This window comes from Enterobacter cloacae complex sp. 6730903 (assembly GCF_048283985.1).
Classification (GTDB): domain Bacteria; phylum Pseudomonadota; class Gammaproteobacteria; order Enterobacterales; family Enterobacteriaceae; genus Enterobacter; species Enterobacter hormaechei_C.
Genome location: NZ_JBLVXX010000072.1, coordinates 1 through 12,460, shown reverse-complemented (window position 1 = coordinate 12,460; position 12,460 = coordinate 1). Strand labels below are relative to the sequence as shown.

Genomic DNA, 12,460 nt, shown 5'->3' with positions numbered 1-12,460 from the left:
GAAGTGATGTCACGCAAACCGTCGGTGAAGTAGCGTTCACCCTGCCGACGCAGCCGGGCAATGCGATGGGCAGGTATGCTGGCCAAAGCACTATGATTGATATTCAGGGTACGCAGAAATTCGAGCCTGTCGAGCAAACGGTTAGCAGCAGCCGAGTTGTTACCAACCTCGAAGTTGCGAAGCCAGATGAAACGACTGATATTGCCGGCGAGCATTTCACTCAGAAGTTTGTCCAGGTGATCGCGAACATCCGCTGTTAAATTTTCCGCAATCCGCGTTTCAATCCGCCGCTCAGCGGCGACCAGAGCATCCGCGCACAAGCGCTCGATTGTCGATACTGCGGGCAGAATGGTGGAAGTTTCCCGACACCGCACAATAAAACGATGAGCAAGATCCTCGTTTGATCTGGCATCTTCGGCCTGGCCGAAAGTCCACTCCCGCAGATCACGGGCACCACGGCCCGTGAAGGTCTTGTAGCCGTAAATTTCGCGCAGCGTGTCCATGTGCTGCTGACGGGTTTGGCGCCGTGTGGCATAAGTGAGAAGCGCATCAGCCGGAACTCCAAGCTGAGCACCGACGAAGGAAAGGACTTCACGCGGGATCATCTCACCAGGAGCCAGTGCACGGCCCGGATATCGTAAGGCACAAAGTTGCAGGGCAAAGCCAATCCTGTTTTCCGGTCTGCGGCGCTGCCTAATGTTTTCCAGGTCATCATCGCCCAGCGTGTAGAACTTCAGTAGCGACAGTTCGTCCGTGGGCAGATCGAACAGCGCTGCTCGCTGCCGTTCGGTGAAAATATGGCGTCGTGACATACAAATTCGTCCCTTTTGAAGTATAGTCTGTTTTGGACAACAGCCAGCCCATATAAATCAGGGCGTTCCGATACAAAAATCCAGGAGGGTTCAATTGGGACATCGTGCCGCCATTTACTGCCGGGTTTCAACAGCGGATCAGTCTTGTGAACGCCAGGAATTTGATCTGCGAGCCTTCGCCGGCCGTGCCGGCTACGACGTGGTGGGAATATTTAAGGAAACAGGTTCAGGAACTAAACTCGACCGGGCCGAGCGAAAGAAAGTCCTGGCGCTTGCCCAGTCCAGACAAATTGATGCAATCCTGGTCACTGAGCTTTCCCGGTGGGGGCGCTCGACGCTCGATCTGCTCAATACGCTACGTGAACTGGAGAACTGGAAGGTTTCCGTGATAGCCATGAATGGAATGGCGTTCGATCTTTCGTCGCCGTATGGACGAATGCTGGCGACGTTTCTTTCCGGCATTGCGGAGTTTGAGCGGGATCTCATCAGCGAGCGGGTCAAGTCAGGCCTTGCTGTTGCGAAGGCACGTGGTAAGAGGCTTGGTCGTCAGGCCGGAGTGCGACCAAAATCAGACCGACTTTTGCCTAAGGTGGTTGCGATGAGGGCCGAGGGACGCAGCTATCGCTGGATCGCACGCGAGCTCGGTATCAGCAAGAATACCGTCGCTGACATCGTGCAACGACACAGAGCTAACGCTTAGGGTGTCATTTCGCCCTCAGCCGGAACCGACCCCAGAGTGCCAGAAAAATATTTTTTACATATTTAATACATTTTCTCTTTATTGTGATAAACAATTGTGTCATTTTCCTGGGACGTGCGGGTAATCAACTCAGACAAGATCGGATGAAGAATATCCAGCTTCCTATAATATCTGCGCCAGACGACCTTTTTACATGTAAAAATTTGATGCGAGCGAATCTGTTGACTCAAATAATTTGACTGGAAGCCTAGTCGATGCGCAGTGGCTCACATTTAGCCGTAGTGGGCTGGTGAGATACAAATAAATCGTTGTTGAGGTATAAATAATTTTGCTTTTTTTAGTTCAATAATAATCGTAAGTTGTCAGTAGCAGAAAAGATGATTAATTATTGCCTGTGTTAGTGAAACCTAATTTATACAGTGATCCGGTATTTTAATTCTGGTGAATAATAAAATTACGGCGGTGATGTTTTTATGGAAATAGTCGTGTTATTGCCATTGTTGGTAATGCTGATACTCGTTTTGCGAAATAAGCATATGATTCTGGCAGGACTGGTGGGCGGACTAACCGCGATGCTGGTTGGTGGCATCGGTTTTTCGCAGGCAAGTAAGATCGTTATGACATCAATTCCCGGGATGACGGGAATTATCACCCCGGTTATCTATTCTGCTGTGGCGTTGGTACTGGCTAAACTCGGTGGTTTTGAAGCGTTGCTCGGTCTGAGTCGCAGAGTGTTTGGCCGAAAGCAATATCTCATTGCGGCGGCGATTGTACTCACTCAGGCGTTAGCAACTTATGCCGCAGGGCTTGGGGCGGGTAATACCATGGTAACCGGGCCTCTTGCGCTGGCGATTGTAGGTGCTGTTCCACAGCTGATAGCGGGCATGGCAATTGTGACTGCCGCGAGCTTTATGACGTCACCTTCAGGGGCCGATGCGGCCGCTATTTCAAAAATTGCCAACATTGAAATTGCAACCTATAGCGATACGATGTTCCCCATTACCGTCTGCTTGTGGACTTTGGGAATGACTATCGCTGCATTCGGCGTCTGGAAAAGCGGAAGCGTCCTGCAGGATGAGGATACGATGTCCGATGTTACGCTGAAAGAACAGTTAATTAAGGTCATGCCTCCCGTATATTTTCTGGTAGTCGTTGTGGCAGGCAAAAACTTGAATGAGTTATTCGATTATTCGCTGTTTAGCCCGATATTTAATATGTTCAGTACGTTGATGCTGGGTTTTGCAGTAACACGTCAGTCTCCCGGTAAGCTGGCTGAAGAACTGGTACAGAACTCTTCTTTCCTGCTAACAAAACTATTCGCAATTGGCATTTTCCTCGGTTTTATCAACATACTGGCGGAAATTGGTACGTTCACCTACATTGCTGAATTTATTAAATCATCACCCGCCTTTGTTACCGTACCCGTGGCTGTATTTATTGCTTTTTGCATCTCGATTCCGGCAGGAGGATACAGCGTGGGGGTCAGTACCCTGGTCATGCCGATTATGGTGGAGTCCGGGCTTTCTATTACACAAATTGGTCTGGCGGCACTTGCTGTAGGTGTGGGCACGCAAATGAGCCCGGTTCAAATCAACGTGGCTTCACTGTCACAGTCATTCAAGCTGGATATTCAGCGAATTGTTAAAATTAATGCACCTTATATGGCTGGCGTTGCGGCGATACTGTGCATCATGGGATTCTTCTTATAAAACATCTTACAAAACTTGCTGTCCCTGGTATCTGAAAAAGAGGAAATACACTATGCAAAAAGTTGAAGTGTTCCGTATTCCAACTGCATCGCCGGATGATGTATCTGGTCTGAAAAATTTGATTGAGAATGGTAGTGTTGATCCACGTGATATTATTGCTGTATTGGGTAAAACTGAAGGTAATGGTTGCGTTAACGACTTTACCCGCGGTTTTGCAACGCAAAGCCTCTCTATCTTCATGGCTGAGCAATTAGATATGTCCGTCAGCGCCGTACAGGAGCGGATCGCATTTGTCATGTCAGGCGGCACGGAAGGCGTAATGTCGCCCCATCTGACGGTGTTTACCCGCAAAGAGGTGGATCAACCCGCAAAGGAAGGTAAACGTCTGGCAGCCGGTATTGCCTTTACCCGGGATTTTCTCCCAGAAGAAATTGGCAGAATGGCGCAGGTGAAAGAAGTCGCTGAAGGGGTGCGTATTGCGATGAAAGATGCTGGCATTACCGATCCGCAGGATGTTCATTTTGTGCAAATCAAGTGTCCTTTACTGACGGCAGATCGTATTGAGGACGCCAGAGTGCGCGGTCAAACCGTTGCTGTTCATGATACGTATAAATCAATGGCCTACTCCAGAGGGGCATCCGCCCTCGGCGTCGCGCTGGCCCTCGGTGAAGTGTCAGAAGATGCGTTGAACGATAAGGTCATTTGTCAGGACTGGACGCTTTATTCCGGTGTGGCGTCTACTTCGGCAGGTGTGGAACTTCTGAAGGATGAAATTATTGTTATCGGAAACGCTGAAAACACGACCAGCGATCTGCGCATCGGGCATGCGGTGATGCAGGATGCTATTGATATCGATGCCCTGTTTGCCGCTATGCGTGAAGCCGGTCTTGAATTTGACGGTCTGCCGCCGCAGGAAGAGCTGGATCGGATCGTAAATGTGTTGGCCAAGGCTGAAGCAAGCTCCACAGGAACGGTGCGGGGAAGAAGAAATACGATGCAGGACGACTCTGATATCAACCATACCCGCTCGGCCCGGGCCGTGGTCAATGCAGCCATTGCCGCAATTACACGTGACCCGCTCGTGTATGTCTCCGGGGGGGCTGAGCATCAGGGGCCAGATGGCGGCGGTCCCATTAGCGTAATCGCGAAAGTGTAAGCAGCCTGGCAAGGGGGAACGAGCGGTTAATCACGCTCACTCCTGCGCCAGAACAACCGCGGGGCGGCCCTGCCGGGCAGGGAGCGAGCCGGACTTGGTTTTACGATGAGAGGTGATGCACATGAATAACCACTTTGTCGGAATTGATGAGAAGCCCCCGTTTCTATCTTTGCTGTTAATGGGGATTCAGCACGTGCTGGTGCTGTTCTCAGGTCTGGTAGCCGTACCGTTGGTGGTGGGCATGGCGCTTGGTCTGCCCAGTACGGATATTACTGTTCTGGTCCAGGGCAGCTTGATTGTTAGCGGTACTGGTACGCTGATTCAATGCCTTGGTTTAGGACATCTGGGATCCCGGTTGCCCATTTGCATGGGCTCGGCGTTTGTCTTCATTGCACCCAGTATCACGGTGGGGTCGCAGATGGGGATCCAGGCCGTGTTTGGCGCATCCATGGTGTGCGGGTTTGTCGCCTGGATCCTCAGTTTTTTTATTGGAAGAGTGCAGAAACTGATTCCTCCGCTGGTGACCGGAACTATTGTTTCACTGATTGGTATCAAGCTGCTGCCGCTGGGATTCACCTGGCTTGCTGGTGGGCATAGTGAACTTTATGGCAAGCCGGTATGTTTTCTGATCGGCGGCGTTGTGCTGGTGGCATTACTGGTTGCCAGCCAGTCGCGAAAAGGCTTGTTATCATCGTTTTCCGTCATTATTGCCATTATGCTGGGATATGTTGTATCGGCACTGCTCGGCATTCTTGACCTCCACCACGTGCAGGATGCTTCCTGGGTCTCTTTTCCTGATTTGCTGCATTTTGGTTGGCCGACTTTTTCGTATTCGGCCATTGTCATCATGATGATTGCTCAACTTACCGCCGTACTGGAAAGCATTGGTAATACATACGGTACGGGAGCTGCGGTACGCAGAGAGATCACGCATAAGCATTTGTCTGGCGCAATCTCAGTCGATGGTATCGGCTCGATTGTCGCGCCGCTGCTTAACGGTTTTCCTCTGACCTGTTTTGCCCAGAATATAGGGGTCATCAGTATCACTCGCGTGGCAAGCCGCTATGTGGTTGCCTCAGCGGGTGTGGTTCTGATTGCACTTGGGTTGATTCCCAAATTTTCAGCCCTGGTCGCGGGAATGCCGGCACCGGTGCTCGGTGGAGCGTCTCTGATTATGTTCGGCTCTATCGTCGGGTCAGGCGTCGCCCAGATTAAGGATTCAGGACCGTTCGACCAGCGAGCAGCCATGGTTTTTTCAACCTCTCTCGCACTCGGACTGGGGTTTGGCCTGGCGCCGAAAGACGCTTTTGATGCCTTTTCGCCATCGCTGGCCGTGCTCCTGGAGTCGGGTGTGGCGATTGGTGGAATGGCGGCAATTATATTGAATCTGGTTCTTCCGCGATCACCTGAACCATCCGTTAGCTGAAATCGCGAGGGTTGAAGTTTATTTATTTAATTCATTTTTCGCTTTTATTGAATTGTTCTGCCGTATAAATGATATTTTATGATTCCAGTCTCTGGCAGGTATTTACCTGACCAATGGAAGATGGCCAATTATTTATTTTTACTTGTGGTGGATATAAGGTTGAATCATTATCGGTAATTCTCCGATGGAGGTGAAATATGACATCTTTAACACTGATTCCCGTTACGGTCGGGTATTTGGCCATTGACCGTCTGAACGATGCCGGGAATCAACAAATAAATGTTCACAGCTGCTTTACAAATACGATGAATTTATTGTTGTCTGATGGTGAATTACTGATACTGGCTTCGGAGCACACCGGTTTAAATCATCCTGATACTATTATTGTTAGCGTACCGGCGAACTGGGATTGGCGTTGTACCGGGCGTGCGGGGATTACGTTCGGTGATGGTATATTCAGCAACCCGGTTTGGCAAATGGATATACGCCATGTTAAACGTTGGCAGCAAACAGACTTATATCCATTAATAATGACGGAAACTGAAAGGAAATATACGTTTCTTGCTGAGCAATTAAAAGTGTACAGTCAGAGATATCCGATCAAAAGTGCAATTATGCTGTTGCCCGATAATATGGCTAAACAGGTAAATCGACCATTGCGCGAAGTAAATATCGCCATTGAAGATAATGAGCAGCAGATTAGCCAGCTGGTTGACGGATTAATTGGTTTTGGTTTCGGTCTGACACCCGATGGCGACGATTATCTTCTCGGATATCTCGCAGCCATCTCTTTTTTGCCACAGGACATTATTTCGAGGCATCGACGGGCGCTTACCAGAATTATTATATCGAGGCTGGATCGTACCAATGATATTAGCCAGCATTATCTGAAGCGCGCGACGGAGGGCCATTTTTCTGAAGCGATTTGTCAGCTGCTGACGCACCTATCGGCGCCTTTTTCACCTTCGCCTCTTGCGGCGGCGGCGACAGCTGTCATGCGGTTTGGCGCCTCTTCCGGAGTCGATTGTCTGGCTGGACTACTTCATGGCATACGTGCGTCAACCCGCATTCATTAAGGCATAACACGATGTGTTTTACCGGAGGGATTTTCCCTCTTACGACTAATTGTTGCTGATTTCTTATGGCAATGGCGAATGAACAGGTAGCCTACATGAAAGTACTACACGGTATTTTTAAAAATCTTTATCAGGATTCCGTTTCCCTAATGCAGGTTTCCGCAAGCATCATCAATTTGCCTGGTATTAAGCAGGCATCCGTTGTGATGGGAAGTGAGACCAATCTTATTCAATTAAGAGACGCAAGGCTGGGCGACAATATTGCTGCAGGTCCTAACGATCTTATTATTGCGATTATGGGGGAAGATGAGGCCTGCGAGCAGGCACTGGCACTGGCGAAGGAGAAACTTAACAGTAAGCCGCAGGCTGATACAGAAGCCGGGAGAAGGCTGGTACAGTTTACCAGCTTGGCTATGGCGGCTGAACAGGATCCAGAGGCTAATTTGGCGCTGATCTCCGTTCCCGGCGATTATGCTGCCGCCGAGGCAATCAAAGCTATTGAGCTCGGTATGCATGTCATGCTGTTTAGTGACAATGTGAGTCTCGCCGAGGAAAAAGCGATCAAAACCCTTGCTCGGCAGAAAAATCGGTTGGTGATGGGGCCTGATTGCGGTACGGCGATTGTTAATGGGATCCCGCTGGGGTTTGCTAACGTTGTCCGCAGAGGGGGTATTGGCATTGTTGGTGCTTCCGGCACGGGGTTGCAGGAAGTCACCTGCCGCATTGATCAATTGGGCGGAGGGATTTCCCAGGCGTTAGGGACCGGTGGCCATGATTTACACGAGGAAATTGGTGGTATCAGCATGCTGATGGGGCTGAATGCCCTGGCGGAAGATGATGAGACGCAGGTGATTGTCCTTATTTCCAAACCGCCAGCCTATGACGTTGCGGAAAGGGTTCTCACCCAAGCGCAGAAAGCAGGAAAACCCGTTGTTGTAAACTTTTTAGGTGCTGCACCGCAGAGCGTTACGCGGCCAGGTGTTGTTGCCGCATTAACGCTGGCAGAGGCCGCTGAACTGGCTATGTCGTTTGTTGCGCCAGAGTCCGCTCAGCAGGCGCAGTCATCAGCATGCTGTACTGAAGATGAATTTATTCAAAAGCAAACGCAGATTAACGGCGCCGATAATTCACGTAGATATATACGGGGCGTTTTTGCGGGCGGAACATTTTGTTATGAAAGTCAGTTAATTTGCCAGCGTAATGGTATAACCGCCCATTCTAATACGCCAATAAAAGGAAACTTAGCGCTAAATAATATCTGGCAGAGTGAGGGGCATACCTTAATTGATATGGGGGATGATGATTTCACCCGCGGCCGTCCACACCCCATGATCGACCCGACGCTGCGTAATCAGCGGATTATCGCTGAAATTAACGATCCGCAAACGGCGGTTGTGCTTTTTGATCTTGTTCTTGGCTATGGCGCAGCACCGGAGCCAGCCGAAGAATTACTGAAACTGCTCAATGCTACCAACAGAGCGGCCAGCCCGTTATTAATAGCCCATGTTTGTGGAACACAGAGCGATCCACAACAGCGTAGCGTGCAAATTGGCGCCTTGAGACGCTATGGCGTTCTGGTCGCTGACAGCAACGCTCAGGCTACATGCTGGGCCGCCAGCGCAGTAAATAATCTGGGAAATAAATAAGGAACTGATATGAACTCATTATTTTCTCAGTCACTTAATGTGATTAACGAAGGCCTTGCCAGTTTTGCCGATAATATCAGGCAAGCCGGGGGAGAGGTCACTCCTTTGAACTGGCAGCCGCCCGCTGAAGGGGATCGTTTTACCGGGCTGTCCCTCGCGGGGCTTATTAACCATCCCGTCGTGGAGCGCGCCAATCAGGTGGCAATGGGGCGCTATCTTGACGCTCAGCCGGTATTAGTGGATGTCCTGACCGCGGCTGTGGCGATTCCGGCAATGGCGGAACAAAAATTAATTCTGCATGCCGGTCCCCCTATCGCTTGGGAAGAGATGTGCGGGCCGGTCAAGGGTGCCATTATCGGCGCAATATTGTTTGAAGGCTGGGCGGCAAGTAAAGATGTGGCATCTCGTTTGGTTCTTAATGGCGAAATTGCCCTTGCTCCGTGCCACCATTACGACGCCGTTGGCCCTATGGCCGGCGTTATTAGTCCTTCGATGCCGTTGTGGGTAATCGAAAATAAAACTAACGGCAAGCGTGCCTTCAGTAACTTTAATGAAGGCCTGGGCAAAGTTTTACGCTTTGGGGCGAACAATGAAGAGGTCCTGGAGCGCTTAACATGGATATCGCAGGAATTAGGCCCGGTAATGAAAGCGGCGGTGTGCCAGTTGGGTGAGCTTGAACTAAAACCCATAATGGCTCAGGCGTTGCATATGGGGGATGAGGTACATAACCGTAATGCCGCCGCGACGGGGCTGCTAATTAAGCGTTTATTTCCCGTGCTGCTGAGATGTAACTTACCGAACGTCCAGCTTCAGAAGGTCGTGTCATTTATTTCTGGTAACGATCATTTCTTCCTGAATCTTTCTATGGCGGCAAGTAAGTCGATGATGGATGCCGCCGCTAATGTACCATTCAGCTCGCTAGTGACTGTTATGGCACGAAATGGCGTCAACTTCGGTATCCGGCTCTCGGGCCTTGGTGACCAGTGGTTCCAGGCGCCGGCCAACCCGGTAGAAGGGTTATTTTTCCCTGGCTATAGCGTAGAGGACGCCGCGGCTGATCTGGGAGATAGCGCCATTACTGAAACCGCAGGCGTGGGCGGCTTTGCGATGGCATCTTCCCCGGCCATCGTTAAATTTGTGGGGGGGACCCCCGCTGATGCAACTGAAAATAGCCGACGCATGCAGTTTATTACCGTGGGCTCAAACCCTGCGTTTACTCTACCTGCCCTGAACTTTTCACCGACCGCGGCCGGTATCGACGCGCGTAAAGTTGTCGATCGCAGCATACTACCGATTATCAACACCGGTATCGCCCATAAGGAAGCCGGCGTTGGCCAGATTGGCGCCGGAATCACCACGGCTCCGATGGCCTGCTTTAGTGCAGCGATTCGGGCTCTTGCGCAAAAGCTCACTGAGGAGAATCCCGAATGAGTAAACCTTTAGCCGTTGTGGCCGTGGGCGGAAATGCGCTCATTGCCGATGACAAGCGTAATAGTATTGATGAACAGTATGCGTGTGTCACTGATTCCGTTCGCTATCTTTGCGATATGATCGAGGTCGGTTGGGAAATGTTGTTAACTCATGGCAACGGGCCACAGGTCGGCTTCATTCTGCGTCGTTCTGAAATATCCCGGGAGGAAGTCTCTCCGGTCCCCCTCGACTACGCGGTGGGTGATACGCAGGGAGCGATTGGTTATATGTTCCAGAAAGCGTTCAAAAATGAGCTGCAGCGGCGCGGTATTCACAAACCTATAGTCTCACTAGTGACGCAAACCCTTGTCGATAAAGATGATGCCGCGTTCAGCCACCCCTCAAAACCCATTGGCGCGTTTCTGGATCGCCATACCGCTATGCAGCGCCAGAAAGAGCTGGGCTGGACAATCATGGAGGACTCAGGGCGCGGCTGGAGACGTACCGTTCCATCACCTCAGCCACTGGAAATTATTGAGCTTGAAACCATTGCTCAGTTATTGCGTTACGGTTGTATTGTGATTGCCTGTGGCGGTGGCGGTATTCCCGTTGTTCGCGATCGTGATGGAATGTTGCATGGTGTAGAGGCGGTTGTTGATAAGGATTTAGCCTCAGCCCTGATAGCAGATAAACTCCATGCCGAATTACTGCTGATATCCACTGGGGTTGAACAGGTTGCTGTCAACTTTGGTACGCCCGAGCAGCGGGGGATCAATAGCCTGACTATCGCTGAGGCTCAACAATTGCTCAAAGAAGGGCAATTTGGTGAAGGAAGTATGCAGCCCAAGGTCGAAGCGATTGTTGATTTTGTGTCGCGTAGCCAGTCGAAAGGGAGAAGTGCGAAGGGACTTATTACCAGTCCGAATGCCATTCACGCGGCTTTGCAGCATAAAACCGGCACCTGGATTGGAGAGGAGTAATCCGCTGCGGTAACCCTTAAATCCGCCGCGGCTGCTATCCATGCTGATGACAATCGCGGCGTTAGCAGGAGGGGGGAGAGTTTGCTCCTGCGACAAATCCTTGCAGCCTGGCGTCACGCTATCGGGTGCTGGCTTTTTCCAAACTAAATCCCTTGTGTTATGTTTATAGGTGTCACCATCATCTATGATTTACAGGCGACGATCAGAATCAGAGGTACTGCCGGGATAGCAACACAGGGAGATAGAGATGTTCATTTCTGATGAAGTATTGCGCATAGTTCATCTGGTTGCACACTATCAGAGCATTGCAACGGCCGCTGAACAGCTCAATAAAGTACCTTCGGCGTTAAGCTATACAATAAAAAAGCTGGAAGAAAGCCTCGGCGTGGAGTTATTCGAGCGTAAGGGACGAAACATCGGGCTAACTCCTTCAGGGGAGTACTTTATTCAACACAGTAAACCCATTCTCAACGATATTGATTCTTTATGTCGTAATACCACATTAATCCATACTGGGGTTGAACAAGAATTAACGGTAGCATTTAATAATATTGTGCCTAAAAATATTATTTCAGAATTTATTTCAGAATTTGAAAAAACATTCGACTTTACGCAGTTAACAGTAAACACTGAAGTTTATAACGGCTGCTGGGACGCCATTTATCACAATCGTGCGGATGTGGTTGTTGGCGCCCCTCACTCCGTGCCATCCAGTGATGGAATAATAAGCGAACATGTTGGCTATATGGATTGGGATTTTGTTGTTGGTCCGCAACATTCGCTAGCTACTCACATTCACCCATTAGAAAACAGAGAGTTACGCCAATATACTGCTGTTTGCATCCGGGATACGGCGACGAATTTTATCCCTCTTTATGCCTGGCATCTTGAGGGACAAAAAGCAGTATTTGTACCCGATCTTGAAATCGCTATTTCGCTGATAAAAAGAAATACTGCGATAGGATACCTTCCCCATCATTTAGCCAGGCCGCTACTGAACAATGGTAGATTAATAAAGAAATCTATGCTTGAGCATAAGCACGCGACGCAGTTATTTGTGGCCGCGAAAACGGATGGTTTGGGAGAGGCAGGCCGCTGGTGCCTTGAATACTGGCTGCGTCCGGATATTAAATTCAGGCTGAATGGTTAGGTTCGAATAAAAAGTCTTCCTCATTTTTACCCAGTAAATCTGTTGAACAAGGTATGTTATGATCTTGCTCTGTATCTGTGAACGAAATCTATTTTTACTCCCTGATAAAATTAATTGATAATATTATTAGAGTGCAAATATTTTCTATGCAATTCTTGTGGTTTCTAAGGTATTAGACTGTTATCACGCAAAAATTGCTACAGTTGTATATATGCATTTGTTTGGGTTGTTCAGGGCCAACATAAGAAGCTAGCGATAAAATCATAAAAATTTAGCATATTACTAATATCAAATCATGAGGAGCCGAGCTCATTATGGTTTCATTCTCATTGTATTTTTGATTGTAGTTAATGCCTATTAACGAAGGTGGCGAAAATATTTGCAATATTTAAAGA

At 49.4% G+C, this 12,460-nt stretch carries 10 protein-coding genes; 9 read left to right on the top strand and 1 reads right to left on the bottom strand.

The window, feature by feature from the left end; translation table 11 throughout:
• Positions 1–812, bottom strand: an 812-nt coding sequence (locus ACNQ0W_RS23750) for a DUF4158 domain-containing protein (RefSeq protein WP_417933264.1), incomplete at its 3' end; no start/stop codon positions are given.
• Between the two features lie 94 nt (positions 813–906).
• On the opposite strand from ACNQ0W_RS23750, the gene ACNQ0W_RS23745 reads away from it, so the two are divergent.
• From ACNQ0W_RS23745 to ACNQ0W_RS23705, 9 genes are all read left to right on the top strand, one after another.
• Positions 907–1,512: a recombinase family protein gene (locus ACNQ0W_RS23745; RefSeq protein WP_000509966.1), complete on the top strand. Its 606-nt coding sequence runs from the start codon at positions 907–909 to the stop codon at positions 1,510–1,512.
• A 473-nt stretch (positions 1,513–1,985) separates the two neighbouring features.
• Positions 1,986–3,221 (top strand): hypothetical protein, encoded by a 1,236-nt coding sequence (locus ACNQ0W_RS23740; RefSeq protein ID WP_001549948.1) that lies wholly within the window; start codon positions 1,986–1,988, stop codon positions 3,219–3,221.
• 52 nt (positions 3,222–3,273) lie between these two features.
• Positions 3,274–4,377: a ring-opening amidohydrolase gene (locus ACNQ0W_RS23735; protein ID WP_001549947.1), complete on the top strand. Its 1,104-nt coding sequence runs from the start codon at positions 3,274–3,276 to the stop codon at positions 4,375–4,377.
• A gap of 121 nt (positions 4,378–4,498) precedes the next feature.
• Positions 4,499–5,803, top strand: a complete 1,305-nt coding sequence (locus ACNQ0W_RS23730) for a uracil-xanthine permease family protein (RefSeq protein WP_001549946.1) — start codon at positions 4,499–4,501, stop codon at positions 5,801–5,803.
• A 197-nt stretch (positions 5,804–6,000) separates the two neighbouring features.
• Positions 6,001–6,879 (top strand): DUF2877 domain-containing protein, encoded by an 879-nt coding sequence (locus tag ACNQ0W_RS23725; protein WP_044257108.1) that lies wholly within the window; start codon positions 6,001–6,003, stop codon positions 6,877–6,879.
• Between the two features lie 95 nt (positions 6,880–6,974).
• Positions 6,975–8,525, top strand: a complete 1,551-nt coding sequence (fdrA, locus tag ACNQ0W_RS23720) for an acyl-CoA synthetase FdrA (RefSeq protein ID WP_024194858.1) — start codon at positions 6,975–6,977, stop codon at positions 8,523–8,525.
• Positions 8,526–8,534: 9 nt separating this feature from the next.
• Positions 8,535–9,956 carry a DUF1116 domain-containing protein gene (locus ACNQ0W_RS23715; RefSeq protein ID WP_001549942.1) on the top strand — a complete coding sequence of 474 codons (1,422 nt, stop codon included), beginning with the start codon at positions 8,535–8,537 and terminating at the stop codon, positions 9,954–9,956.
• Positions 9,953–10,915, top strand: coding sequence for a carbamate kinase (locus ACNQ0W_RS23710; protein ID WP_001549941.1), 963 nt, complete (start codon positions 9,953–9,955; stop codon positions 10,913–10,915). The genes ACNQ0W_RS23715 and ACNQ0W_RS23710 overlap by 4 nt, the downstream gene beginning before the upstream one ends.
• A 247-nt stretch (positions 10,916–11,162) precedes the next feature.
• Positions 11,163–12,065 (top strand): LysR substrate-binding domain-containing protein, encoded by a 903-nt coding sequence (locus ACNQ0W_RS23705; protein WP_001549940.1) that lies wholly within the window; start codon positions 11,163–11,165, stop codon positions 12,063–12,065.
• Positions 12,066–12,460: the final 395 nt, after the last annotated feature.

Coding starts and splice junctions, on each gene's coding strand:
- ACNQ0W_RS23730 (WP_001549946.1), top strand. CDS start 4,499: ATGAATAACCACTTTGTCGGAATTGATGAGAAGCCCCCGTTTCTATCT.
- ACNQ0W_RS23705 (WP_001549940.1), top strand. CDS start 11,163: ATGTTCATTTCTGATGAAGTATTGCGCATAGTTCATCTGGTTGCACAC.
- fdrA (WP_024194858.1), top strand. CDS start 6,975: ATGAAAGTACTACACGGTATTTTTAAAAATCTTTATCAGGATTCCGTT.
- ACNQ0W_RS23735 (WP_001549947.1), top strand. CDS start 3,274: ATGCAAAAAGTTGAAGTGTTCCGTATTCCAACTGCATCGCCGGATGAT.
- ACNQ0W_RS23710 (WP_001549941.1), top strand. CDS start 9,953: ATGAGTAAACCTTTAGCCGTTGTGGCCGTGGGCGGAAATGCGCTCATT.
- ACNQ0W_RS23725 (WP_044257108.1), top strand. CDS start 6,001: ATGACATCTTTAACACTGATTCCCGTTACGGTCGGGTATTTGGCCATT.
- ACNQ0W_RS23740 (WP_001549948.1), top strand. CDS start 1,986: ATGGAAATAGTCGTGTTATTGCCATTGTTGGTAATGCTGATACTCGTT.
- ACNQ0W_RS23715 (WP_001549942.1), top strand. CDS start 8,535: ATGAACTCATTATTTTCTCAGTCACTTAATGTGATTAACGAAGGCCTT.